At 51.8% G+C, this 24388-nt stretch carries 23 protein-coding genes; 11 read left to right on the top strand and 12 right to left on the bottom strand.

Translation table 11 applies throughout. The annotated features are described in order from the left end of the window. The first annotated feature begins 180 nt into the window (after window positions 1-180). Entirely contained in the window at window positions 181-1827 is a 1647-nt protein-coding gene (fumB, locus tag AC3G3F_RS16685; protein WP_053529762.1) for a class I fumarate hydratase, read from the top strand. Window positions 1828-1994: 167 nt separating this feature from the next. Further along, window positions 1995-3398 carry a class II fumarate hydratase gene (fumC, locus tag AC3G3F_RS16680; RefSeq protein WP_053529761.1) on the top strand — a complete coding sequence of 468 codons (1404 nt, stop codon included), beginning with the start codon at window positions 1995-1997 and terminating at the stop codon, window positions 3396-3398. Here fumC and tus read toward each other — a convergent pair. The 5 genes from tus to rstA all read right to left on the bottom strand — a co-directional run bounded on the left by tus (window position 3395) and on the right by rstA (window position 10019). Then, window positions 3395-4324 carry a DNA replication terminus site-binding protein gene (tus, locus tag AC3G3F_RS16675; RefSeq protein WP_053529760.1) on the bottom strand — a complete coding sequence of 310 codons (930 nt, stop codon included), beginning with the start codon at window positions 4322-4324 and terminating at the stop codon, window positions 3395-3397. The genes fumC and tus overlap by 4 nt on opposite strands. A 74-nt stretch (window positions 4325-4398) precedes the next feature. Continuing rightward, on the bottom strand, window positions 4399-5700 hold the full coding sequence (rstB, locus tag AC3G3F_RS16670) for a two-component system sensor histidine kinase RstB (protein ID WP_053508052.1): 1302 nt from the start codon (window positions 5698-5700) through the stop codon (window positions 4399-4401). 111 nt (window positions 5701-5811) lie between these two features. Beyond that, window positions 5812-7518 carry an amidohydrolase gene (locus tag AC3G3F_RS16665; protein WP_079836387.1) on the bottom strand — a complete coding sequence of 569 codons (1707 nt, stop codon included), beginning with the start codon at window positions 7516-7518 and terminating at the stop codon, window positions 5812-5814. Window positions 7519-7669: 151 nt separating this feature from the next. Further along, entirely contained in the window at window positions 7670-8821 is a 1152-nt protein-coding gene (gene ompS2, locus AC3G3F_RS16660) for a porin OmpS2 (RefSeq protein ID WP_488395363.1), read from the bottom strand. A gap of 472 nt (window positions 8822-9293) precedes the next feature. Then, complete coding sequence (gene rstA / locus AC3G3F_RS16655) at window positions 9294-10019, bottom strand: two-component system response regulator RstA (protein WP_488395362.1); 726 nt, start codon at window positions 10017-10019, stop codon at window positions 9294-9296. Window positions 10020-10145: 126 nt separating this feature from the next. Here rstA and AC3G3F_RS16650 point away from each other — a divergent pair, with 126 nt between their 5' ends. Further along, window positions 10146-10481 carry a GlpM family protein gene (locus AC3G3F_RS16650; protein WP_000524877.1) on the top strand — a complete coding sequence of 112 codons (336 nt, stop codon included), beginning with the start codon at window positions 10146-10148 and terminating at the stop codon, window positions 10479-10481. Window positions 10482-10542: 61 nt separating this feature from the next. On the opposite strand, the gene AC3G3F_RS16645 is transcribed toward AC3G3F_RS16650, so the two are convergent. Further along, the gene (locus AC3G3F_RS16645) at window positions 10543-11925 is read right to left on the bottom strand and encodes an amino acid permease (RefSeq protein WP_088733980.1); all 1383 of its coding nucleotides are present in this window, start codon (window positions 11923-11925) and stop codon (window positions 10543-10545) included. 298 nt (window positions 11926-12223) lie between these two features. Continuing rightward, window positions 12224-13168 carry a DUF1471 family protein YdgH gene (ydgH, locus tag AC3G3F_RS16640; RefSeq protein WP_053508048.1) on the bottom strand — a complete coding sequence of 315 codons (945 nt, stop codon included), beginning with the start codon at window positions 13166-13168 and terminating at the stop codon, window positions 12224-12226. A 526-nt stretch (window positions 13169-13694) separates the two neighbouring features. On the opposite strand from ydgH, the gene pntA reads away from it, so the two are divergent. Both pntA and pntB read left to right on the top strand, forming a co-directional pair. Further along, on the top strand, window positions 13695-15224 hold the full coding sequence (gene pntA, locus AC3G3F_RS16635; protein ID WP_079796269.1) for a Re/Si-specific NAD(P)(+) transhydrogenase subunit alpha: 1530 nt from the start codon (window positions 13695-13697) through the stop codon (window positions 15222-15224). A 10-nt stretch (window positions 15225-15234) separates the two neighbouring features. Further along, the gene (gene pntB, locus AC3G3F_RS16630) at window positions 15235-16623 is read left to right on the top strand and encodes a Re/Si-specific NAD(P)(+) transhydrogenase subunit beta (RefSeq protein ID WP_053508046.1); all 1389 of its coding nucleotides are present in this window, start codon (window positions 15235-15237) and stop codon (window positions 16621-16623) included. Between the two features lie 174 nt (window positions 16624-16797). Here pntB and AC3G3F_RS16625 read toward each other — a convergent pair whose 3' ends face one another. Continuing rightward, window positions 16798-17832 carry an AI-2E family transporter gene (locus tag AC3G3F_RS16625; protein ID WP_023249055.1) on the bottom strand — a complete coding sequence of 345 codons (1035 nt, stop codon included), beginning with the start codon at window positions 17830-17832 and terminating at the stop codon, window positions 16798-16800. Window positions 17833-17967: 135 nt separating this feature from the next. Between AC3G3F_RS16625 and AC3G3F_RS16620 the strand changes: the two genes are divergently transcribed. The 3 genes from AC3G3F_RS16620 to mdtI all read left to right on the top strand — a co-directional run bounded on the left by AC3G3F_RS16620 (window position 17968) and on the right by mdtI (window position 18928). Further along, window positions 17968-18138: a protein YdgV gene (locus tag AC3G3F_RS16620; protein WP_001539987.1), complete on the top strand. Its 171-nt coding sequence runs from the start codon at window positions 17968-17970 to the stop codon at window positions 18136-18138. Between the two features lie 111 nt (window positions 18139-18249). Continuing rightward, complete coding sequence (gene mdtJ, locus AC3G3F_RS16615) at window positions 18250-18612, top strand: multidrug/spermidine efflux SMR transporter subunit MdtJ (RefSeq protein ID WP_023249054.1); 363 nt, start codon at window positions 18250-18252, stop codon at window positions 18610-18612. Then, window positions 18599-18928 carry a multidrug/spermidine efflux SMR transporter subunit MdtI gene (gene mdtI, locus AC3G3F_RS16610; RefSeq protein WP_023249053.1) on the top strand — a complete coding sequence of 110 codons (330 nt, stop codon included), beginning with the start codon at window positions 18599-18601 and terminating at the stop codon, window positions 18926-18928. The genes mdtJ and mdtI overlap by 14 nt, the downstream gene beginning before the upstream one ends. A 44-nt stretch (window positions 18929-18972) precedes the next feature. On the opposite strand, the gene AC3G3F_RS16605 is transcribed toward mdtI, so the two are convergent. The 3 genes from AC3G3F_RS16605 to asr form a co-directional block, all read right to left on the bottom strand. Further along, the gene (locus AC3G3F_RS16605; protein ID WP_023249052.1) at window positions 18973-19794 is read right to left on the bottom strand and encodes a trypsin-like serine peptidase; all 822 of its coding nucleotides are present in this window, start codon (window positions 19792-19794) and stop codon (window positions 18973-18975) included. Between the two features lie 99 nt (window positions 19795-19893). Continuing rightward, window positions 19894-19974 (bottom strand): small membrane protein YdgU, encoded by an 81-nt coding sequence (gene ydgU / locus AC3G3F_RS16600; protein ID WP_100212526.1) that lies wholly within the window; start codon window positions 19972-19974, stop codon window positions 19894-19896. 91 nt (window positions 19975-20065) lie between these two features. Next, window positions 20066-20329: an acid resistance repetitive basic protein Asr gene (gene asr / locus AC3G3F_RS16595; protein WP_053508112.1), complete on the bottom strand. Its 264-nt coding sequence runs from the start codon at window positions 20327-20329 to the stop codon at window positions 20066-20068. Between the two features lie 234 nt (window positions 20330-20563). Between asr and AC3G3F_RS16590 the strand changes: the two genes are divergently transcribed. Next, complete coding sequence (locus AC3G3F_RS16590; protein WP_001068154.1) at window positions 20564-20656, top strand: KPN_01571 family protein; 93 nt, start codon at window positions 20564-20566, stop codon at window positions 20654-20656. Between the two features lie 67 nt (window positions 20657-20723). Here AC3G3F_RS16590 and AC3G3F_RS16585 read toward each other — a convergent pair whose 3' ends face one another. Next, the gene (locus tag AC3G3F_RS16585) at window positions 20724-21977 is read right to left on the bottom strand and encodes an MFS transporter (protein ID WP_023249050.1); all 1254 of its coding nucleotides are present in this window, start codon (window positions 21975-21977) and stop codon (window positions 20724-20726) included. A gap of 119 nt (window positions 21978-22096) precedes the next feature. On the opposite strand from AC3G3F_RS16585, the gene AC3G3F_RS16580 reads away from it, so the two are divergent. Both AC3G3F_RS16580 and mlc read left to right on the top strand, forming a co-directional pair. Further along, window positions 22097-22996: a LysR family transcriptional regulator gene (locus AC3G3F_RS16580; protein WP_023249049.1), complete on the top strand. Its 900-nt coding sequence runs from the start codon at window positions 22097-22099 to the stop codon at window positions 22994-22996. A gap of 127 nt (window positions 22997-23123) precedes the next feature. Next, on the top strand, window positions 23124-24344 hold the full coding sequence (gene mlc / locus AC3G3F_RS16575) for a sugar metabolism global transcriptional regulator Mlc (protein WP_053508043.1): 1221 nt from the start codon (window positions 23124-23126) through the stop codon (window positions 24342-24344). Window positions 24345-24388: the final 44 nt, after the last annotated feature.

Below are 24388 nucleotides of genomic sequence, written 5' to 3'. Positions count from 1 at the left end.
GTGGAAATCAATGGGAGGTATTAAACCAAGAAACCCGCATGAAGTAACCTCCGGGCGTAAAAAGTCGTACTTGTCTCAGTTTTTGTTAAAAAATTGTGTAGGATAGTGTAACTCGCTTTTAGTCGGGCAATGGAACACCTGCCCAGAGAATAACCATACCGAGCGGTAAGTGAGAGCACAATGTCAAACAAACCCTTCTTTTATCAAGACCCTTTTCCCCTCAAAAAGGACGCTACCGAGTATTATTTGTTGACCAGCGAACATGTTTCCGTCGCTGAATTTGAAGGACAAGAGATCCTGAAAGTCGCGCCGGAAGCGTTAACGTTGTTGGCGCGTCAGGCCTTCCATGATGCGTCTTTTATGCTACGTCCGGCGCATCAGCAGCAGGTGGCGGATATTCTGCGCGATCCGCAGGCCAGTGAAAACGACAAATATGTCGCGCTGCAATTCCTGCGAAACTCCGATATCGCGGCTAAGGGCGTGTTGCCCACCTGCCAGGATACCGGTACGGCCATTATTGTCGGCAAAAAAGGCCAACGCGTCTGGACTGGCGGAGGTGATGAAGCGGCGCTGGCTCGTGGCGTGTATAACACCTATATCGAAGACAACCTGCGCTATTCGCAAAACGCGGCGCTGGATATGTACAAAGAGGTCAATACTGGTACCAACCTGCCGGCGCAGATCGATCTCTACAGCGTCGATGGCGATGAATATAAATTCCTCTGTATCGCTAAAGGCGGCGGATCGGCGAATAAAACCTACCTCTATCAGGAAACAAAAGCGCTTTTGACGCCGGGTAAGCTCAAAAATTATCTCGTCGATAAGATGCGTACGCTGGGCACTGCCGCCTGTCCGCCGTATCACATTGCGTTTGTCATTGGCGGCACCTCGGCGGAAGCGAATCTGAAAACCGTTAAGCTGGCCTCGGCAAAATACTATGATGCGCTACCGATCGAAGGAAATGAACACGGGCAGGCATTCCGCGATATTGAGCTGGAAAAAGAATTGTTGCTTGAGGCGCAAAATCTTGGCTTAGGCGCGCAGTTCGGCGGCAAGTATTTCGCTCACGATATTCGTGTTATCCGATTGCCGCGTCACGGGGCATCGTGTCCGGTAGGTATGGGCGTGTCCTGCTCCGCGGATCGAAATATTAAAGCGAAGATCAACCGGGAAGGGATCTGGATCGAGAAGCTGGAGCGTAATCCAGGTCAATATATTCCGCAGGCGCTGCGCCAGGCAGGAGAGGGCGAGGCGGTGCGTGTCGATCTTAACCGTCCCATGAGCGAGATACTGCAACAACTGTCGCAGTATCCGGTATCGACGCGCCTGTCGCTGAACGGCACGATTATTGTAGGCCGTGACATTGCGCACGCTAAACTGAAAGAGCGGATGGACAGAGGCGAAGGTTTGCCGCAGTACATCAAAGATCATCCTATCTATTATGCGGGGCCGGCAAAAACGCCGGAAGGTTACGCCTCCGGGTCGCTTGGGCCGACTACTGCAGGGCGGATGGACTCCTATGTTGATCAGCTCCAGTCGCAGGGCGGCAGTATGATCATGCTCGCGAAAGGCAACCGTAGCCAGCAGGTAACCGATGCCTGTAAGAAACATGGCGGCTTCTACCTGGGCAGTATCGGTGGCCCGGCAGCCGTCCTGGCGCAGGGCAGTATCAAGCGCCTGGAGTGTGTGGAATATCCTGAACTGGGCATGGAGGCTATCTGGAAAATCGAAGTGGAGGATTTTCCGGCCTTTATTCTGGTGGATGATAAAGGCAACGATTTCTTCCAGCAGATTCAGACATCGCAGTGCGCACGCTGCGTTAAGTAACATTGCCGCCCTGCGGGGCGGTAACATTATTCGCTATTTTGCCGGAGGGCGGCGCAAGCGCTTTATCCGGTCTACACCGTTGTGTTGTTATCGTTAATACTCATAAGACCGCAAACATGTGGGCAATGTTGACACATGACCTCATCAACTTGAGTAAGGAGCAGGTAATGGTAACGGTACGCCGCGAGAAAGATTCAATGGGCGCGATTGAAGTCCCGGCAGATAAACTGTGGGGGGCGCAGACTCAACGTTCGCTGGAACATTTTCGGATTTCCACGGAGAAAATGCCCGTCTCGCTCATCCACGCGCTGGCGTTGACCAAGCGCGCCGCTGCGAAGGTCAACCAGGATTTAGGGTTGCTGGCGGCGGAAAAAGCCAGCGCGATTATCCAGGCGGCTGATGAAGTGCTGGCGGGAAAACATGCTGATGAGTTTCCGCTGGCGATCTGGCAGACCGGGTCCGGTACGCAAAGCAACATGAATATGAATGAAGTGTTAGCGAACCGCGCCAGTGAAATTTTGGGTGGCGTTCGCGGTATGGAACGCAAGGTGCATCCCAATGATGACGTCAATAAGAGTCAAAGCTCAAACGATGTTTTCCCAACCGCGATGCACGTAGCGGCGTTGCTGGCGTTACGCGAACACCTCATCCCGCAATTATCCGCATTAACGGATACGCTTCGCGATAAATCCCACGCTTTCGCCGATATTGTCAAAATTGGCCGTACTCACCTGCAGGATGCGACGCCGCTCACTTTAGGCCAGGAGATTTCCGGTTGGGTAGCTATGCTGGAACATAACCTCAGGCACATTGAGCACAGTTTACCGCATGTCGCGGAACTGGCGCTCGGCGGAACCGCAGTGGGGACAGGGCTCAATACCCACCCGGAATATGCCCGGCGCGTCGCCGAGGAACTGGCGACAATTACCGCTGCGCCGTTTGTTACCGCCCCCAATAAATTCGAAGCGCTGGCAACCTGTGACGCGTTGGTACAGGCGCATGGCGCATTAAAAGGACTGGCGACCTCGCTCATGAAAATCGCCAACGATGTTCGCTGGCTGGCGTCCGGCCCGCGCTGCGGCATTGGCGAGATTGCTATCCCGGAGAATGAGCCAGGGAGCTCTATCATGCCTGGTAAAGTGAACCCGACCCAGTGTGAAGCGGTAACGATGTTATGCTGCCAGGTGATGGGTAACGATGTGGCCATCAATATGGGGGGCGCATCAGGCAACTTTGAGCTCAACGTGTATCGTCCGATGGTTATTCATAATTTTCTGCAAACGGTGCGCCTGCTGGCCGATGGCATGGAGAGTTTCAATAAACACTGTGCGTCAGGAATCGCGCCAAACCGCGAGCGTATTACGCAGTTGCTGAATGAGTCGCTGATGCTGGTCACTGCACTCAATACGCACATTGGTTACGATAAAGCGGCGGAGATTGCGAAGAAGGCGCATAAAGAAGGGCTGACGCTCAAAGCCTCAGCCGTGGCATTAGGGTACCTTAGCGACGCGGAGTTCGACGCCTGGGTACGTCCGGAGTTGATGGTTGGCAGTATGACGCCGGGACGTTAATCCGCCACATACAGGTGCAGTCGCGGGATAATCAGTCGCAGCGGCTGCGCCTGTGGTTTAAAACGGTGCTGAATATTATCTGCGTCATAGTTTTCCAGCCCGCCAATATCCGGCGCGCCAGCGCCATTGTCCGTGTTGATTAACGCGATAATCGGCGTGGGGCAGGCGTGTTGCACCTGTTTCTGCTGGCCTTTATACCAGATGCGGGCGATCGGCTGTACTTTAACCGGGCGCTTAATCTTGAGTCGGGCCTGCTGCGGTAAGGCGGCGATATCCTGATATTCCCGTTCCAGCTTGAATTGCCATTGTTCGCGCGTCCACGGCGGGACGCTGCGAGGCGACGCGAGGCTTTTTTTCAACTGGCTCAGAACCTCATCCCGGCTTAAGTTTTTAATAATATGTTTATTTGCCCAACCGAAACGTATGGTGGCGGGGTTATTGATAAGCGTCAGCGTGCGGTAAGCGTTCAGCGTAATTAAGCCGGGTAGATGCCGATGCACCCACTCAAAACGCGCCGCCGAGGGAAGGCCGGACTCTACCGTAACCATCTGCTCGAAGGTGGTTTTCAACTGGTTAATGCGTTGTACCTGATTTTCCAGATCTGACTGCGTTGCATTATCCACTTGATAGCATAAGACGCCAGGCAGGCGGACGGCGGCTTTACTGCTGCGGTTTTCGGACTGCTGTTGAATAAACAAATGACGATAGTGACGTAGCGCCAGCGTTTCGGCCTCTTTCCCCAGATGTTGCGTCACCTCGATAGTGTCCAGCGGCGCATGTTCCGCCTCTTTGGTCACCTGAGGCAGTGAAAAGACACGGGCGATAAGTAGCGAATGCTGTTGTAGATTATCCGTCAGCACCGCCAGGTGTTGTTCTATCTGGCGAAAAGTGCCATTCAGGCGTTCAACGAGATCGTAGCGGGACATTGTATCATTCACTTTAGTTACAACATACTATCTGTATAGCACAATTTCCGCAGCTCAACCAGCGTGCAAAAAAGTCAGGCAGTGGTCATACCGGGAATTGCGTGCCAGACCGGCCAGCGAAAGCTAAATTTTGCGCCACCCAGTTCGCTATCGTCACAGGCGACGCTACCGCCCATCGCCAGCGCGATAGAGTGTACGATGGCGAGCCCAAGCCCGCAGCCGCCTGTCGCACGGTCTCTACTGGGGTCGAGTCTGACAAAAGGTTCAAATACGCGCTCTCGCGCATCCGCCTCAATGCCGGGGCCATCATCTTCGACTATCAGCGTTGCCTGACTACCGTCGAGTAACAGACTGACCTGAACGGTGGTACGACTGTAGCGCAGCGCATTATTCAGCAGGTTATCCAGTACTCGCGCCATTAACCGCATATCAAGCGCGCCATAATCGCCGGTTACACAGGTAAGAAGGTTTACGGCGCGTTCCGGGTTCACGCTCTGCACATCCTGCAAATGCGCGCTCAACCAGGCGGGGAGATCGGGTTCGGTCAGCATCAGTTCATTTTGTGGTCGGTCAAGGCGCGCATAGGTGAGCAACTCTTCAATCAGCGCTTCCAGTTGACCAATATCGCGATTGAGCGCCTGTGATTCCGGCTGTGTCAGATTTTCACTCATTTCAAGCCGATAGCGTAAACGTACCAGCGGTGTGCGAAGCTCGTGGGCGATACCGTCAATCAACTGTTTTTTACTGGCGATCAGGGCATTAATATTATCCGCCATCTGGTTGAACGCTACGCCGAGACGTTCGAAACTGGAGCCATTATCGAAATGCAGGCGTTCAGTCAAATGACCCTCGCCAAAGCGCTGCGCGGCGGATTCGAGCCTGAGCATCTCTTGCCAGTGCGGGCGCATCCAGATAAACACAGGAAAGGCGAGAGAAAACGCGATGAGTGCCATTAAGGCGATATCCAGCAGTCGCATTTGATGCAGGAAATAGAGATAGGGAACAGGGCCGACTGCCAGGACGTAATGGCTGCGCGGGATACGCTGAATAAAGGTGTATTGCTCGTCAAGCGCGACAATATCGCCTTCACGCAGTCGCTGAGTGGTAGCGGCATCAAGCTTATAGTGATTTAACGGTTCAACGCGTAAATCGAAAGAGAGGTTCAGGTCCATCTCTTTCAGCGTTTTCCCCCATTCACGCGGCGGAATTTCCCGCAGTTCGCTGCGCATTAGATAAAGCGAACTTTTCATCAGATCGTCAAGCGATTGTCTGCCCGCGCGTTCGGCGGTGAATTTGTACACCAGCCCGACCAATAATGTCATGACCAGAAAACAGACGAACAGCAAAAGGTAAAACTGCACAAACAGCTTTTTCATCAACACCCACCGGATATCAATACATTAACTCTATCGCGGCGCTGGCGGAAAAGATTTCCCGTCAGTGCCGCTGGTGGGTTATAAAAGCAGGCTTTGCGTCAACTGACAACCTCATTGTCCGGTGTTAAGGTCCGGACTTTCGTGAACAATGCGTCCATCGACAAGCGTCAAAAGAGCGCGGATGGTATCAATTCTGTCTTCCGGCATCGTCATAAATGGCTGATTGAGTACCGCCAGATCGGCCTGTTTGCCGATGCTAAGCTGCCCTCGGTTTTGTTCGGCAAAGGTGAGCCAGGCGGCATGGCGTGTATATAACGTTAGCGCTTCCAGACGCGTGAGCCGTTCGCTGGCGGGTTTACGCACGGAACCGCCTGATGCTATGCCCGTGATATGATATTCAATAGCGTGCCAGACGCCGGCAATGCCAATACGCGTCGAATCGGTGCCGCCAGCCACGACAAGCCCTTTATCCAGCGCCAGTCGAACCGGCGGCGAATTGTCTGTCGCGTAGGGTGGGTTGGCGTCGCGGATGGCAAGCCCCTCAAAGTAAGGCCCCATTTGCACAGTGTATGCCAGGCCCAGCTTACGCATTCGTTCAAGTGTCTGTGGCGAGCCGGTATTCAGATGCGCAATAGACCAGCGGAGAGGGCGCAGATCGTACTGCTGCGCTACCTGCTCAAAAATCGTCAATATCGTGTCGGCGCTGTCGTCGGTATAAGCGTGGATCTCAAGCGGTATTCCCCGTTTTGCCGCAAACATCGCGACCTGTCGAAGTGCGGTTTTGTCCTGCTCTGAGGAAGAAAATCCTGGGGCCATCCGCACGCCGTCATTCATTCCGGCCACCAGGCTTTCCCCCAGACCAAGAAAAGCCAGTTGCCCATCATCGGCGCGCGGCGGGCGAAAGGCCATGAGGTTGCTGAACCACTGCGCTTCATGACCTTTCGCTTCCGGCTGTACCGGAATGCGATACCCCACGCGCAGCGGTAAATCCCCCTGGTTTCGCATTGCAAATAATGGCTCATAAGCGGCGGCAGGTCCGGCAGAGGGGTCGATGATGCCGGTCACGCCGCGCGCGTTCATATCAGCGAAAAATTGCCGCAGACCGCCCTCATGATCGGCATCACTACTTATGCTGGCAAAAAGCTGGTTAAATGCGGCGATATCGCCAAATAATTTCCCTGTGGCGCTACCTTTTGCGTCGCGCTCTACGCGGATTCCCGCTAAATCAGGAGGAGGGGCGGCGTTAAGGCCAAGTACGTCTATACCGCGCTGATTCACCAATGCATAGTCGTAAAGATACTGGATATAAACCGGGTGTTCGGGAAGAGCGTGGTTAAGTTCGGCTACCGTCGGTGCCCGGTTTTCTGCAAATTGCGCTGGTATCCACGATCCCACTACGGCTACCCATTGATCGTGGGGACGACGGTTAGCGTCCGCGCGTAATTTATCCAGCGCGTCTTTAAGCGAAGGGCTGTCGTACCAGTAGGTTTCGAATGTCCAGGTTTGTCCGCCGCGAATGGCATGGATGTGGGTATCTGTCAGACCGGGTATCACGGTTTTACCCTGTAGATCGATGGTACGGGTATGGTTGCCGCGCCATTCATCTGTCGCCGTATCATCGCCAATCGCCACAATCCGCGAGCCGGAAATCGCCAGCGCGCTGGCCTGCGGCTGGGCATCATTCAGAGTAATGATATTACCGTTATGCAAAATAATATCGGCTGCGGGGCGGGCGGCGGTGGCTGCGCCTGTGGCCGTGAGCAGAAAAAGGAGAGCGGTTCTGGAAATCAGAGATGGGACGAGACTGAGCATTAGCATGTTCCTTTTTTCGGGCGATGAGCAAAAGATAGGGGGTGAACAAAAATTGTTCAATTCGTGCCCGGGGAACGGTGCGTTCTGTTTTTAGAACAGTAGTGACAAAAATAGAAAAGCCCGCCAAAATAGCGGGCTTGAGAATAATTAATAAAAATTAGAACTGGTAAACCACACCCAGCGCGACGATATCATCAGTGCTGATACCAGCATCTTTATAGAATTGATCGTCGTCATCCAGCAGGTTGATTTTATAATCAACATAGGTGGAGAAGTTTTTGTTGAAATAGTAGGTAGCACCTACGTCAGCATATTTAACCAGGTCTTTATCATCGCCATTAACGTTGTTATAGGTCAGGTCCTTACCTTTAGACATCAGGAAGGAAACTGCCGGACGCAGACCGAAGTCAAATTGATATTGGGCTGTAACTTCGAAGTTTTGCGTTTTGTTTGCTACGCCGCCAGCGTAACCTGCATCCGTTTTACCATAAGGCGTCATATTACGGGTTTCGGAATACATAGTGGCTAAATAGATGTTGTTGGCATCATATTTCAAACCTGCTGTCCACGCGTCAGCTTTGTCGCCGCCTGCAATAGTACCGCCGGCATTGACTTGCTCATTAGTACGATCGGACGTGGTATATGCAGCGCCTGCGCTGAAACCCATGCCAATATCATAGGTAGTGGAAATACCGAAGCCATCCCCATTATCGTAACGAATGTCGTCACCATCATTACGGTTATTGGTACCGATATTTACATCGTCAGCACTCTGGCTTTCATTTTTACCCTGATATTGCAACGCGAAGTTCAGACCGTCTACCAGACCGAAGAAATCAGCATTGCGATAGGTTGCCACACCGTTAGCACGGCCGGTCATATAGTTGTCGGCGTAAGTATAGGAGTCGCCGCCGAACTCTGGCAGCATATCGGTCCAGCCTTCTACGTCGTACAGGACGCCGTAGTTACGACCGTAGTCGAATGAACCGTAGTCACCGAATTTCAGGCCAGCGAATGCCAGGCGAGTCCAGGAATTAGCGCCATCGCCTTCGGAAGTGTTCGTCTGTACGTTATATTCCCACTGGCCGTAACCGGTCAGCTGATCGTTAATCTGCGTTTCGCCTTTGAAACCGAAACGAACATAGGTCTGGTCGCCATCTTTAGAAGAGTCATCAGAGAAATAGTGCAGGCCGTCTACTTTACCATAAAGGTCCAGTTTATTGCCGTCTTTGTTATAAACTTCAGCGGCGTGTACCGCGCCAGCAGCCAGCAGAGCCGGGATGACAAGTGCCAATACTTTTCTTTTCATTTTTTTATCCTTAAAAACTTAACTTTTTTGCAAAAGATTGAACTTCTACAGATTCGTTGAATCAAAGGCATCCTAATCCGAATAATATTATTTCAGCAAACGCTAACTTTTTTTATATGTTATTAATTAATACGAAAGTTACTGTTGGAAATGAATATATTTTATATGAATACATTAGTGACAATATATTCATATATATGATTTTTTTGGTTTCACATTTTGCGGGGAAAAACGGCAATATATTGAAAGGCAGCCATTCTATTATCAAATTTGTGAGTCGGCTTTGAGTTTTTTTTATTTAAATCTGGGGGCAAAAACGACGTAATGCTGAAGCGCAGGGCTGAGAAAATGCTAATAAAGAGTCTGTTTCGACCAATAAAAAGCGCATTCATATATACGGTGTTTTTTTGAGTAGTGGCGGCGTGCATCGCCACTATAACTTGAGAAAGGCGGGTAAAACCTGACGGCTAATTTACTCCGTTGTCGCCTCGTCCCAGGCGTGAGGGGCAAAAAGATAGCCTTTATTGCGAATGGTCTTTATACGATAGGGTTCAGCAGCGCTATCCAGCAGTTTCTTACGCAGGCGAGAAATCGCCACATCCACGCTGCGATCCAGACCATCGTAATTGACACCGCGTAGCGTTTTTAGCAACGCGTCGCGATCCATAATTTGTCCGGCGTGTGTCGCCAGCTCCCAGAGCAACTCAAAATCGGCGGTAGAAAGCGATATGAGCTCGCCATTGAGCTGGACCGCCCGGTTAAGGGGATCGATGGTTAACGCGCCAAAACGCAGCGCTTTATGCGCGCGCTCTTGTAGACTTTTTGTCTGTTGCGCCTGTTCGTTTTGCCGCAGGTGCAAGCGCAGGCGCGCCAGTAAAACGGCCGGAGGCGTAGTTTTGAGGATATAGTCACAGGCACCCATCTCCAGCGCCAGTATATGATTCATATCACTATCCAGCGAGGTGAGCAAGACAATCGGGCCTTGCCAGCGGTGGCGTAAATCGCGGCATATCGTCATGCCATCTTTACCTGGAAGCATAATATCCAGTAAAACCAGATCGGGCTGAGTGGTGAGGATAAGATCCTCCGCTTGGTCACCACGCGGCTCAACAATGACATCAATATCATGTTTCGCCAGATAAGCGGCAATGAGAGAACCTACTTCAGCGTCGTCTTCAACAAATACAATGCGGTTCATATTATAAATGGAGAATAGAAAACGCCAACATACACCGCCTCTGTTTTCCCTTCCATAAATCTTTTCTAAACGAGAGCGGTTCCGTTATGCTACACGCTGTTGTTATTAACGTGTTAAGGCAAGGTAATGGGACTCGTGATTAAAGCTGCCCTGGGGGCGCTGGTTGTCGTATTGATTGGTCTGCTGTCAAAAACGAAAAATTATTATATCGCCGGATTAATCCCTCTGTTTCCAACGTTTGCGCTTATCGCGCACTATATCGTTGCCAGCGAGCGGGGCATCGACGCGATGCGTACCACCATCGTCTTTAGTATGTGGTCGATCATTCCTTATTTTATTTATCTTGCAACGCTATGGTATTTCAGCGGCGTGATGCGCCTGCCTGTCGCGCTTGGTGGTGCGGTGGTCTGCTGGGGGCTAAGCGCGTGGCTGCTGATTTTTTGCTGGATTAAATGGCATTAATATTGGCAAAGACAGTGGTTTTCCCATCGTAATATCCGTATGTATTACGATGGGGAAGCATTTATCCCACCAGCATCCACGTAGCCGGAACCGCCGCGATCAGCAATAAACCAATCAGCACGACTTCCTGACGATTTAATACGTTGTCATGCTTGTGCGTCCGACGCGCATACAGGAAAACCAGTAATCCAGGCGCATACAGTACGACCGAGAGCAACAGGTGCATGGGGCCCGACGCGTATAACAACCATAAGCCATAAATACAGGCTCCGATACCTACCGCACGATGTAGGGGACGTGTTGCAATCTTCAGCAGAAATGCGCCGACCAGAAAGTAGGGCACCAGAATCATTTCTGACGCAATCGTCAATAGCGTATTGTAGTCCGAACCGGTAAGCCAGATCAGCACCAGACAGATTTGCACACAGATATTGGTGAGCCATAGCGACGCAGAAGGCGCGCCTTGCGCATTTTGTCGCGCGAAGATTCCCGGGAAGGACTTATAGGCTGCTGCCAGAAACGGCACTTCCGCCGCCATGATAGTCCAGCTTAGATAAGCCCCGCAGACAGACACAATCAGTCCCGCCGCAATAATAATTTCGCCCCACGGCCCCATCATTTTCACCATCAGACCGGCCATCGACGGGTTGCGCATCTCCGCCAGTTCCGGACGGGCGAGGACGCCAAGAGAAAGTAGCGTGACCAGGAGATATATTCCCAGAGCCGCGAGGACCGCCAGTAGCGTGGCGCGGCCTACATCGCGTTTATTTTTCGCTCGGGCCGAGACGACGACGGCACCTTCAACGCCAATAAATACCCACAGCGTAATGAGCATGGTGTTCTTGACTTGTTCCCATACAGGGATACCGAGTTCAACACCGGTAAAGTCCAGTGTGAAGGTATCAAGTTTGAACAACATGATAGCCAGCACAATAAACGCGCCGAGCGGCAACAGTTTCGCCAGAGTCGCGACCAGATTGATGCTGGCTGCCGTTTGTACGCCGCGCAGGATAAGGAAATGGACAATCCAGAGCAGGGCTGAAGCGCCGACAATAGCCTGCCAGGTATTACCGTCGCCAAACAGACGCAGCGCAGGCGTATCGGTAAAGAAACTCAGCGCTGAAAAGACAATAACTAAATACGATACGTTGGCGATGACCGCACACAGCCAATAGCCCCAGGCAGAACAGAAGCCAATGAGTTCGCCGAAGCCTTCGCGGGCGTAAGTAAAGATACCGCCGTCAAGGTCGGAACGAATACGCGTAAGGATTAACATGGCGAATGCCAGTAGAAGTATCCCTACGCCGGTAATGGCCCAGCCAATTAACAGCGCAGCCGGACTGGCAACGGCGGCCATATTCTGGGGCAGACTGAAAACACCTGCGCCAAGCATTGAGCTTAAAACCAGCGCGGTCAGCGCGCTCAGTCCCAGTTTTTTTTCCATCGGTATCCAGCTATAAAAATGAAATTGGAAGAATAATTATTATGGCAAAACGCATAAAAATGGTGAAAGCCACTAAGGCGCGGGATTTTACGGAGAGAAGGGAGCGCATGCAACGGCCTGGATAAGATTTATCGCTAAAAAAGCGAAAAGTGAGATTCATCGCGATATTTGACGGAGTTGGAATCCCGCGAGAAAATGCCTGATGGTGGCTTATCAGGCCTACCGTTGAACGATCGTGTAGGCCGGATAAGGCAGTTATGCCGCCATCCGGCGAGAAAACCTGATGGCGACGCGCGTCTTATTTATAGAGGTCGGCGCTGATGGTGATGTTGTTGCCGCGCTCCTGCCACTGACGCGTAATATGATAATACTTCGCGCCTTTCTTCGCCGCGCGTTTGGCGACCTGGTAGGAGATTTCTGTCATATTGCCGTAGTTGCCGGTGAACTTAACGCTGTCGAAAGGCACCATCATCGCGGCGGTCGCTTTATTCAGCTCCTCAACTTTTGTGCCATCCGGAAGTGTGACAGTGTAACGTCCGCCTTTGGTGGATTGCGTTTCAAAGAAACGGCCTACTTCGGCGCTCGGCGAGGCTGACGTGGCGACGCCTGGAATTTCGACTTTCTTCGCAGCTTCGCCGCCCTGAGCCAGCGCGGCGCGACCGGCTTCAGAATCTGCCGGAATAGCGTCCGGGCTCTGGACGATGCGTTTTTTCGCATCTTGTTTATAGATAAACGCAGTGATGCGCTGGTTCCCGCCCTGGTTCGCATCCACCTGACGAACAATATAGAAAGCGTATGCGTCTTTCTGTTTCGCTGCTTTCGTAATGGCATCGTTGACTTCCGGCTGGCTACGGTAGAAGCCCTGAACGGTGACGGTATCGTATGGTTCCAGTTGCACGGCCTGGTCTTTTGGTAATTCCACGATGCCATTAATGACACGATTTTTGGGCGCGTCAGCTTTCGGCGCGTCGGTTTTATACACATCCGCCACAACACGCCAGTTACCACTATTGCCGAACTCCGAGGTGTCGACAACATAGAAGGAGGCTGCACCTTCTTTATCCGCGCGGCGGGACACGGCGGAGACCGCATCGCCAATAGCATTAAAACGACCGGTAATAACGATGCGGTCATAAGGTTTTAGTGCAGCCGCTTGCTCCGGCGTCAGTTCTGTTGCTGCATGGACAGAAAAAGCAGCCGCAGAAAGCAGTGCCGACGCCAGGAGAGTGTTCTTAAGCTTCATAAAAATAATCCTTCGCCTTGCGCAAACCAGGTACTGGTATTGTTATTGACTAGAAACGTGGCTGATTATTGCATTTAAACCGTATGGATGTCTGCGGGATTTTTCACGCATCGTGTCATGTACCGTATCTTCGATGATAACATTTATCCCTATGTCGAAAAAAACGGCGGCTGGGTGGCTAAGCTGATGAAGCACATGAATTTAATAAGTTAATTTAATGTTAATTCCTTGATCGCGCCCGGGGTTTAATTATGTTTTGTTGTCAAATTTGAGCGAATTATCAGCCCTCGCAGGCCGTTTTCAAGGCATTATGGCTGTTTAGCGGCTGAATCGTTCATATTTTGCAAATTTGATAAAAAATTCTGTTTTTTGGCGCTAGATCACAGGCGTTATTTTCAGTAGGTTATAGAGAGTTTGTAACGGTTTTATTCTGCTGGGGTAACATTTACCTCAAACGCGGGCAGGCGTACGCTTCCCGCGCTTACTGACAAACCATCATCAAAAATACCGATGGAAGGGAACATTTATGCGAATTGGCATACCAAAAGAGCGGTTACCCAATGAAACCCGTGTCGCTGCGACGCCGAAAACGGTAGAGCAGCTACTGAAGCTGGGTTTTAGCGTCGCTATCGAAAGCGGGGCGGGTCAACTGGCAAGTTTTGACGACAACGCGTTTGCGCAGGCTGGCGCGGATATTGTAGACGGCAATGCCGTCTGGCAGTCGGAAATTATTCTCAAGGTTAATGCGCCTGAAGAAGATGAAATCGCTTTACTTAACCCCGGGACTACGCTGGTCAGTTTTATCTGGCCCGCGCAAAATTCTGGGTTAATGGAGAAACTCGCCGAACGTAAGGTCACGGTGATGGCAATGGACTCCGTGCCGCGCATTTCCCGCGCACAGTCGCTCGACGCGTTAAGCTCAATGGCGAATATCGCGGGTTATCGCGCCATTGTAGAAGCCGCGCATGAATTTGGGCGCTTCTTTACCGGGCAAATCACCGCCGCCGGGAAAGTGCCGCCTGCGAAGGTGATGGTTATCGGCGCCGGGGTTGCGGGTCTTGCGGCTATCGGCGCAGCAAACAGCCTGGGGGCGATTGTCCGCGCGTTTGACACTCGTCCTGAAGTCAAAGAGCAGGTCCAGAGTATGGGGGCAGAGTTCCTCGAACTGGATTTTAAAGAGGAAGCCGGTAGCGGCGATGGTTACGCCAAAGTGATGTCCGAGGCGTTTATCAAAGCGGAAATGGCGCTCTTTGCCGCCCAGGCCAAAGAGGTCGACATCATTGTTACCACCGCATTGATTCCGGGCAAACCTGCGCCGAAGCTGATTACCCGCGATATGGTCGATTCTATGAAGGCCGGCAGCGTGATTGTCGACCTGGCCGCGCAGAATGGCGGTAACTGCGAATATACCGTCGCCAATCAGGTTGTGACGACGGACAATGGCGTGAAAGTGATTGGCTACACCGATCTACCGGGGCGTTTGCCGACGCAGTCATCCCAACTTTATGGCACTAACCTGGTTAACCTGCTGAAGCTGCTGTGCAAAGAGAAAGACGGCAATATTGACGTGGATTTTGACGATGTCGTGATCCGTGGCGTGACGGTGATTCGCGACGGCGACATTACCTGGCCTGCGCCGCCAATCCAGGTTTCCGCGCAGCCACAGGCCGCGCCTAAAGCAGCACCTGCGCCAAAAGAGCCGGAAAAGCCCGCTTCACCCTGGCGGAAGTATGCGTTAATGGCGCTGGCGATCATTCTTTTTGGCTGGCTGGCCGATGTCGCGCCAAAAGAGTTCCTCGGCCATTTTACCGTATTTGCGCTCGCCTGCGTGGTTGGTTATTACGTGGTGTGGAACGTGTCTCATGCGCTTCATACACCATTAATGTCGGTGACCAACGCGATTTCAGGGATTATTGTTGTCGGGGCATTATTGCAAATTGGTCAGGGCGGCTGGGTCAGCTTCCTGAGCTTTATCGCGGTGCTTATCGCCAGCATTAATATTTTCGGTGGCTTCACCGTGACTCAGCGTATGCTGAAAATGTTCCGGAAAAACTAAGGGGTAACACATGTCTGGAGGATTAGTTATAGCTGCATACATTGTTGCCGCGATCCTGTTTATTTTCAGTCTTGCCGGGCTTTCAAAGCATGAAACGTCCCGCCAGGGAAATAACTTCGGTATTGCCGGGATGGCGATCGCGTTGCTGGCGACCATTTTCGGGCCGGATACCGGCAACGTGGCATGGATTCTGGTCGCCATGATTATTGGCGGCGCGATTGGCATCCGCATGGCGAAAAAAGTTGAGATGACCGAGATGCCGGAGCTGGTCGCGATCCTGCACAGTTTCGTGGGCCTGGCGGCGGTACTGGTTGGCTTTAACAGCTATCTGTACCATGACGCCAGTCTGGCGCCGGTGCTGGTGAATATCCATCTGACCGAAGTCTTCCTCGGTATCTTTATTGGCGCAGTCACTTTCACCGGATCGATCGTGGCGTTTGGTAAACTGCGCGGCAAAATCTCTTCTAAGCCGTTGATGTTGCCTAACCGTCACAAAATGAACCTGGCGGCGCTGGTTGTTTCTTTCCTGTTGCTGCTGGTTTTTGTCCGCACCGAAAGCGTGGGTCTACAGGTTCTGGCGCTGCTGCTGATGACCATTATCGCGCTGGCGTTTGGTTGGCATCTGGTCGCCTCTATCGGCGGGGCGGACATGCCGGTGGTTGTTTCAATGCTGAACTCCTATTCCGGTTGGGCTGCCGCGGCGGCTGGTTTTATGCTGAGCAACGATCTGCTGATTGTGACCGGTGCGCTGGTCGGTTCATCAGGTGCGATCCTGTCTTACATTATGTGTAAAGCGATGAACCGCTCTTTCATCAGCGTTATTGCTGGTGGGTTCGGTACTGACGGCTCCTCAACGGGCGACGATCAGGAAGCTGGCGAACATCGCGAAATCACGGCGGAAGAGACCGCTGAGATGCTGAAAAACTCCCACTCCGTCATTATTACGCCGGGGTACGGGATGGCGGTGGCGCAGGCGCAGTATCCGGTGGCGGAAATCACCGAAAAACTGCGTGCGCGCGGTATCAACGTGCGTTTCGGCATTCATCCGGTGGCGGGTCGCCTGCCGGGGCATATGAACGTGCTGTTGGCGGAGGCGAAAGTACCTTATGACATCGTGCTGGAAATGGACGAAATCAATGATGATTTCGCGGATACCGATACCGTGCTGGTGATTGGCGCGAACGATACGGTGAACCCGGCGGCGCAAGACGATCCCCGCAGCCCGATTGCCGGTATGCCGGTTCTCGAGGTGTGGAAAGCGCAGAATGTCGTGGTCTTTAAGCGTTCAATGAATACCGGTTATGCTGGTGTACAGAACCCGCTGTTCTTTAAAGAGAATACACAAATGCTGTTTGGCGATGCCAAAGCCAGCGTGGATGCGATTCTGAAAGCGCTTTAATCTTTTCAATGTGCGGCGGCCTCTTTGGAGGCCGTTTTTATACACTTCATTCTTTAAGCTGCCTCTTTGTTGGCTGCGCTCAGAAACCCCGGTCACATAGTTATCTATGCTCCCGGGGATTTCTTCCCTTGCCGCCGCAATGCATCTTGAATGATTTTGTGTATATATTGCATTTTATCTTTTGTTTAAATCGCTAAGCAGAACGGCGATACTCTGCCCGCCAGTGGTCTGTTCCAGGGCGATTTTGACAATGATGGTTAACGGAACGGAGAGCAACATGCCCACCGGACCTAATAGCCAGCCCCAGAAAATTAACGACAAAAATACAACTAAGGTCGAAAGTCCTAAACCACGTCCCATAATGCGTGGTTCAAGGATATTGCCGAAGACCAGATTAATCAGCAGATAGCCCGCCAGAACCAGCAGCGCATCATAAAACCCGTTAAACACCAGCACCTGAATAATGGGCGGCAGGGCAGCGAGCACCGATCCAATATTAGGAATATAGTTCAGCGCGAAGGCCAGTAGCCCCCAGACAAAGGCGAAGCGGACATCCAGCGCGGCCAGCATTCCCCATGCGACCAGCCCTGTCACGATACTGATCGCTGTTTTTAGCACCAGATAATGGGAAACGCTATCAAGCGCGCGTTGAATCGCCGCCATGCCTTCCACCGGGCGGCTCATCATCTGCTGCAGTTTCTCAGGCAGTTGTGGAACCTCCAGCAGCATAAATACCACGGTCAATAACAATAAAAAGATAGACGACATGGCATTGGACAATTGGGTGAGCAGGTTCGTTACCAGAGTCATGGCGGCGTTTGGATCGATATATTTCGCCAGCTCATCAACCGACACGCCAATGCCTGCCCGCTGTAACCACGGTTCAATACGTTGCAATGGTATGACCAATGAGGAGCGATATTGCGGCAGGGTACGGGCCAGTTCATTTAATGATGTGCCCAAATAGGCCAGCAGCAGTACCATTAACATAACAATAATCACAATAAGCAATGACACGGCGATAACGCGCGGAATTCGACATCGGGTCATCCGTTGCACAACAGGATTGAGAACTACTGCAATAAATAACGCCAAAATAAAGGGAACAATGATATCTGCGGCGAAGCGGATACCGCTCAGAATAACCACCAGCATTCCCAGCATAATGACGATTTTTAGACCATTGAGCGTGATGATCGGTTTTGTCATATCATTCCCTGTTTTCTGATGCCGACACGAATAATAATGTGATGCCGGTCGACCTGTTCTGGTTAAAATCAAACACTTCAGGTAAAGAAGTGAAAAGATTTTGAGTTAATTCCTGGCTTATGATACAAATCAGGCGTGTTCAACTACCGAGGACAATTATCATCCGCGATGACGAGAAGCAACACTGCGGATAATTGTAATATTATGGACAATATGTTCAGCGCTTTTTTCTCCACTCAAACGCATCTTCACTCTACCTCCTTTTTCCTGCTGATCGGCGAGCAGCACTGGCGTAACGCGCTTTAGTCTCTAACTTCTGCCTGAGCTGGCGCAACGCGCTGTGCTAACTGATTTTATTTTTTAGTTTGCTGCGTGCAGCAGACTCGAAAGAGTATATTCTCATGCAGGAGAAGTGTCATGTTTTACTGGATTTTATTAGCTCTGGCTATCGCGACTGAAATTACCGGCACGCTCTCAATGAAATGGGCTAGCGTGGGTAATGGTAATGCGGGTTTTATTTTAATGCTGGTGATGATCACGCTGTCATATATATTTCTTTCTTTTGCGGTAAAAAGGATTGCCCTGGGTGTGGCGTATGCCTTATGGGAAGGGATCGGCATTTTATTTATTACCGTTTTTAGCGTGCTGTTATTTGATGAAGCATTATCAACCATGAAGATTGCCGGCTTGCTGACGCTGGTCGCCGGCATCGTATTGATCAAATCAGGGACACGTAAACCCGGTAAACCGGTGAAGGAGGCGACCCGTGCAACAATTTGAATGGGTACACGGCGCCTGGCTTGGGCTGGCAATAATGCTGGAAATCGCGGCTAACGTATTGTTGAAATTTTCGGACGGTTTTCGCCGTAAATGCTATGGCATCTTATCGCTTGCCGCTGTTCTGGCCGCCTTCAGTGCGCTTTCCCAGGCGGTAAAAGGGATAGATCTGTCGGTGGCGTATGCGTTATGGGGCGGTTTTGGTATCGCCGCCACGCTGGCGGCTGGCTGGGTGCTCTTCGGCCAGCGCTTAAATCCCAAAGGCTGGGTTGGCGTGATATTGCTGCTCGCCGGGATGATTATGATAAAACTTGCCTGATACACGCGCTGCCGGTTAGGCAGCGATTCCCGCGACTCACAATATTAATCCTGCGCCAGCGCTTTCAGCTTATCGCGAAAGCCGGTGACGGATATAGCGCGGTTATCGGCGCGCCAGCGATCTTTAGCCGCAGGGGCGGAGCTTTGTACGCCAATGAGCTGCCATCCGCTATCCGTGTGCAATAATAGCGGCGAGCCGCTGTCGCCAGGTAACGTGTCGCACTGGTGTGAGAGTACGGCATTCTGCGCCCAGCCGGTCACGATGCAATCCTGATGAGAATAGAGCGCATTCAGATGATCCTCCGGATAACCGGACTGCGTGACTTTTCGGTCTGCGGCTTTCAACGCCGCAGTGAGCGCCGCTTTATCGCCGGTAAATAAAGGCACTGGCGTGATACCGGAAGGTGGGTAGCGTAATATTACCAGACCAAAATCCCAGCTTGCCGCGGCAGGCGGCACAATCCAGCCATCGCCATCCGCTTTCAGGCGCCGGCCCAGCGACGGTTCAACGCGGCCTTCAATGCCGTGGATTTCATAGCGCCATATTCCTTTTTGCGCCACAAAACGCAGCGCAACCGCTTTGTCCGGTTTTCCTTTTGGCGGCGTTAGCAGGCAGTGGCCTGCTGTTAGGGCGATATGTGGGGAGATAAGCGTTGCCGTACACAAATTGCCGCTGGCGGTCTCTAGTTGCCCGATGGCATCCCACGGCGATTGGGTGGGATCGGCGACGGGCACCCGATCGTCATGGTTAAAAAAAAGCGTTTTGACGTCGCTGGCATCCGTGGCGTTGGTATCAGACTCGTTGGCATCCGCCATGACCGGTAAAAAACAAACTATGCCCAGTAATACAGCAATGGTTTTATGCATATCACACTCTGGTGGGTAATTATGATTATTAACAACAAACCCTCAGTATTACTATAGACGTGACGGTAAGAAAGTGGGAGTAAAATCAGATAACTACACTCAGGAAAGATAGAAATGCGTGGCAATAACGGCGCATAAAATAAGCGCGATAAGAATGAGCTCAAAGCGGTAGCGAGACACTTTTTTGCCCTCCCAAACGGCGGCGCTAAACCAGAATGATCTAGCGCCGTAAAAACGGGCGCGGGGGCGCGCCACAGCATGTTATGACGACTTACGCAGCCGGCTGCGAAGTTGTTTTTGATGTAGATTTGGCTGGGGCTTTTTTGCCATCTTTTTTCTGGTGCTTTTTAGCCGCCTGCGCTTTTTGCTCAACGGGTTTCTTATGCGTATTTTTATGCTGTTTTTTGTGGTGCTGGGTGGGCTGGGTTGTTTTGGCTGGCGCTGCGGTTTTCGCAGGCGTCGCAGTCTCAGCCGCGAATGCTGCGGAAGAGAGACCCATTGCAGCGGCAACAACCAGAGCTAATACTTTTTTCATTTTGATACCCTCGATTTGGTTTTTCATTCAACCCCACTGCGGGGCCGGTGAAATAACTATATCGCTGTTATCAAAGGGCTTCCGTGAGTGATTGGTATCGGCATGTAACGATATGTACAATGACAGCGATAACGCGGCGTAAGCTCACCATAATGGGTAGTTTTTTGTTGCCGTTCCCTTTTTTAGTCTCAGAGACGGTAATATCTGCCCTCCAGAATAAAAAGCACACCATATATGAATCCAATAATCTGGGTGGTATTTACGCTTCTGGCGCTGGATGCAATCAGAGAAGTGATGGGCGTATCAAGCCTGACAGGTCTATGGTGAACAGTGAGTCGTGGAGTGAGAACCAGCCCGGCGATAGCGTACGTTGCTATCGCCGGGTGACTTTCTTTCAGGCGTGAAGACGATGATGTAACCGCGTCCCGACCAGGATGGCCAGTACCAGCATTAGCGCGATAAAACCGCCTACGCCGTTCCAGCCGTAACTATGCCAGAATACGCCGCCTAGCGTCCCGGCGATACTGGAACCCAGATAATAGCTGAAAAGATAAAGTGACGAGGCCTGTCCCTTCGCCCGCCGCGCACGCGGGCCAATCCAACTGCTGGCCACGGAGTGCGCGGCGAAAAAGCCGGCGGAAAAAAGCAGCATTCCGGCAAAAATCAGCCAAAGCGAGGTAAAAAGCGTCAGTAAAAGCCCGCACAGCATTATCGCGGTAGAGAACAACATGACCGGTCCCCGGCCATAGCGCGAGGTCATTGCGCCAGCTTTCGGTGAGCTCCATGTGCCGGTGAGATAGGCTACTGATAACAGTCCGACCACGGCCTGGCTTAATTCCCAGGGGGAGAGCATCAGGCGATAGCCAATGTAGTTAAACAGGGTCACGAACGCCCCCATCAGTAAAAAGCCTTCGGCAAACAGCAGTGGTAGCCCCCGATCGCGCCAGTGGAGACGGAAATTAATAAATAGCGTTTTAGGTCGTAACGACGTGGGACGGAAATGTTGCGAGGCGGGTAAAATCTTCCAGAACATCAGCGCAGACGCCAGCGCAAAACATCCGATGGTCGCCAACGCGATTCGCCAGTTAAAAAAGTCGGTCATGACGCCGCTTAATAAACGCCCGCTCATCCCGCCGATGGAATTACCGCTAATATAGAGCCCCATGGAGAAGGCGACAAAGCTGGGATGGATTTCTTCGCTCAGGTAGGTCATTCCCACGGCGGCGACGCCGCTTAACGATAGACCGATCAGCGCGCGCATAATCAGAATACCATGCCAACTGGTCATCATGGTTGATAACAATGTGCAGCAGGAGGCTAATAACAAGGCGGTGACCATCACCGGTTTACGGCCTATCGCATCAGAAAGCGGGCCGGTAAAAAGTAAGCCGATGGCCAGCATGGCGGTAGAAATAGAAAGTGACACGCTACTGCTGGCGGGGGAGACGCCAAACTCCTGGGAAAGTACCGGTAATATAGGCTGAACACAGTAAAGAAGCGCGAAAGTCGCCAGACCCGCGGAAAAAAGGGCCAGCGTGACGCGCATAAAAGGCGCTGTACCGCGTTTAATAAATTGAACCGGCTGAGAATGGCGTTGTTCATCGATATCGCTCGCCGTGGCGTCATCGAGAATAGTTGTACGACTCACGTTAAATCCTTGCTTTACATCTCCGTAAACAGGAGACGGGTATAACCGACAGATAAAGCATAGAAAAAGCAAAATATTCTGTCTAATATATTAATTGTCTCAAATAAGACGTTAAAAATATGAATATCGAATTACGTCATTTACGTTACTTTGTGGCGGTAGCAGAAGAGCTGCATTTTGGTCGCGCCGCCGCGCGCCTCAATATCTCGCAGCCGCCGCTGAGTCAGCAGATACAAATTCTGGAGCAGCAGGTCGGCGCGCGATTACTGGCGCGGACCAACCGCAGCGTAGCCTTAACGGCCGCCGGGCGACAGTTTCTGGCGGATAGCCGACAGATCCTGAGTCTGGTAAACGACGCCGCCGCTCGCGCCGAGCGGTTGCATCAGGGAGAAGCGGGTGAAATCCGTATTGGCTTTACGTCTTCAGCGCCTTTTATTCGGGCGGTATCGAATACCTTTTCGCTGTTCCGCCAGTCCTACCCGGGGGTGCATATGCAAACGCGTGAAATGAATACGCGTGAGCAAATCGCGCCGCTCAACGAAGGCGTACTTGATATTGGCTTGCTACGTAATACGCCGCTGCCCGACACGCTTAATCGCGAGGTGATTTTGCATGAGCCGCTTATGGCAATGATCCCGCGCGAGCATCGGCTGGCGCAAAAGCCGGTCGTCAGTCTGACAGAGCTGGCGAAAGAGCCTTTCGTCTTTTTCGATCCGCATGTCGGGACGGGCCTTTACGACGATATTCTCGGCCTGATGCGGCGTTATAACCTGACGCCGACCATCACGCAGGAGGTTGGCGAGGCAATGACCATTATCGGTCTGGTGGCGGCGGGACTGGGCGTCTCGATTCTGCCGGCATCCTTTAAGCGCGTGCAGATGAGTGAGATGCGCTGGGTCCCTCTGGCGGAAGAAGACGCCGTATCTGAAATGTGGCTGGTATGGCCAAAGCATCATGAACAGAGTCATGCCGTACAGCGGTTTTGCCAACTGCTATTAATGGCTGCCCGGCAGGATTAATTTTACTTAAAAAGGGTGAAAATGTGCAGTTAATCACACGGCTAAGCAAAAAGTTGACGGCGAGTATTGAAGTGTTTCACCATAGCACACAGATTATTTCGGAGCGCGAAAATAAAGGGAGTGAGCGGTGGTTGCTGATAGTCAGCCTGGGCATATCGATCAAATTAAGCAGACCAATGCTGGCGCAGTGTATCGCCTGATTGATCAGCTCGGACCGGTATCGCGAATTGACCTGTCTCGTCTGGCGCAGTTGGCGCCTGCCAGTATTACGAAAATTGTCCGCGAAATGCTGGAAGCGCATTTGGTTCAGGAACTTGAAATTAAAGAGGTGGGCAGTCGTGGCCGTCCCGCCGTCGGGCTGGTAGTGGAAACTGAAGCCTGGCACTATTTATCTATTCGTATTAGCCGTGGCGAAATTTTCCTTGCGCTGCGCGATCTTAGTAGCAAGCTGGTGGTAGAAGAGTGTCTGGAGCTGCCGTTAACCGAAGCTACGCCGTTGCTTGAGCGAATTATCACGCACGTTGATCGGTTTTTTACCCGCCATCAGCAAAAACTGGAGCGTCTGACCTCTATTGCGATTACGTTGCCGGGCATTATCGATACCGAAAACGGCATTGTGCATCGGATGCCGTTTTATGAGGATGTCAAAGAAATGCCTTTAGGTGATGCTTTGGAGCGTCATACCGGCGTACCGGTTTACATTCAGCATGATATCAGCGCCTGGACGATGGCGGAGGCGCTTTTTGGCGCCTCACGCGGTGCGCGCGACGTTATCCAGGTGGTGATTGATCATAATGTGGGGGCGGGTGTTATCACCGACGGCCATTTGCTTCATGCGGGCAGTAGCAGCCTGGTGGAGATTGGGCATACCCAGGTCGATCCTTATGGTAAGCGCTGTTATTGCGGTAATCATGGCTGTCTGGAGACCATAGCCAGCGTCGATAGCGTACTGGAGCTTACGCAGCTTCGGCTTAATCAGTCTATGAGTTCAATGCTACACGGCCAGCCGTTAACGGTAGATTCACTGTGTCAGGCAGCGATACAGGGAGATCTATTAGCAAAAGATATCATTAGCGGCGTTGGCGCGCATGTTGGACGCATTCTGGCTATTATGGTGAATTTATTTAATCCGCAAAAAATTCTTATTGGTTCGCCGCTAAGTAAAGCGGCCGATATCCTTTTTCCGGCGATTGCCGACAGTATTCGTCAGCAGGCGCTGCCCGCCTACAGTAAGAACACGGTAGTGGAAAGCACGCAGTTTACCAACCAGGGCACGATGGCGGGGGCGGCGTTGGTAAAAGATGCGATGTATAACGGCTCTTTGTTGATTCGTCTATTACAGGGTTAACATTTTTTAACTGTTGTACAAAAATTTGCGCTAACTCAAGCTGA

Source organism: Salmonella sp. FC25216, from assembly GCF_057751355.1.
Note: the sequence above shows the minus strand (reverse complement) of the source record. Positions and strands in the feature narration are given on the sequence as shown.

Bases quoted from the DNA above. Each gene is read 5' to 3' on its own strand.
- fumB (WP_053529762.1), top strand. From the start codon at position 181: ATGTCAAACAAACCCTTCTTTTATCAAGACCCTTTTCCCCTCAAAAAG.
- fumC (WP_053529761.1), top strand. From the start codon at position 1,995: ATGGTAACGGTACGCCGCGAGAAAGATTCAATGGGCGCGATTGAAGTC.
- tus (WP_053529760.1), bottom strand. From the start codon at position 4,324: ATGTCCCGCTACGATCTCGTTGAACGCCTGAATGGCACTTTTCGCCAG.
- rstB (WP_053508052.1), bottom strand. From the start codon at position 5,700: ATGAAAAAGCTGTTTGTGCAGTTTTACCTTTTGCTGTTCGTCTGTTTT.
- AC3G3F_RS16665 (WP_079836387.1), bottom strand. From the start codon at position 7,518: ATGCTAATGCTCAGTCTCGTCCCATCTCTGATTTCCAGAACCGCTCTC.
- ompS2 (WP_488395363.1), bottom strand. From the start codon at position 8,821: ATGAAAAGAAAAGTATTGGCACTTGTCATCCCGGCTCTGCTGGCTGCT.
- rstA (WP_488395362.1), bottom strand. From the start codon at position 10,019: ATGAACCGCATTGTATTTGTTGAAGACGACGCTGAAGTAGGTTCTCTC.
- AC3G3F_RS16650 (WP_000524877.1), top strand. From the start codon at position 10,146: ATGGGACTCGTGATTAAAGCTGCCCTGGGGGCGCTGGTTGTCGTATTG.
- AC3G3F_RS16645 (WP_088733980.1), bottom strand. From the start codon at position 11,925: ATGGAAAAAAAACTGGGACTGAGCGCGCTGACCGCGCTGGTTTTAAGC.
- ydgH (WP_053508048.1), bottom strand. From the start codon at position 13,168: ATGAAGCTTAAGAACACTCTCCTGGCGTCGGCACTGCTTTCTGCGGCT.
- pntA (WP_079796269.1), top strand. From the start codon at position 13,695: ATGCGAATTGGCATACCAAAAGAGCGGTTACCCAATGAAACCCGTGTC.
- pntB (WP_053508046.1), top strand. From the start codon at position 15,235: ATGTCTGGAGGATTAGTTATAGCTGCATACATTGTTGCCGCGATCCTG.
- AC3G3F_RS16625 (WP_023249055.1), bottom strand. From the start codon at position 17,832: ATGACAAAACCGATCATCACGCTCAATGGTCTAAAAATCGTCATTATG.
- mdtJ (WP_023249054.1), top strand. From the start codon at position 18,250: ATGTTTTACTGGATTTTATTAGCTCTGGCTATCGCGACTGAAATTACC.
- AC3G3F_RS16605 (WP_023249052.1), bottom strand. From the start codon at position 19,794: ATGCATAAAACCATTGCTGTATTACTGGGCATAGTTTGTTTTTTACCG.
- asr (WP_053508112.1), bottom strand. From the start codon at position 20,329: ATGAAAAAAGTATTAGCTCTGGTTGTTGCCGCTGCAATGGGTCTCTCT.
- AC3G3F_RS16590 (WP_001068154.1), top strand. From the start codon at position 20,564: ATGAATCCAATAATCTGGGTGGTATTTACGCTTCTGGCGCTGGATGCA.
- AC3G3F_RS16580 (WP_023249049.1), top strand. From the start codon at position 22,097: ATGAATATCGAATTACGTCATTTACGTTACTTTGTGGCGGTAGCAGAA.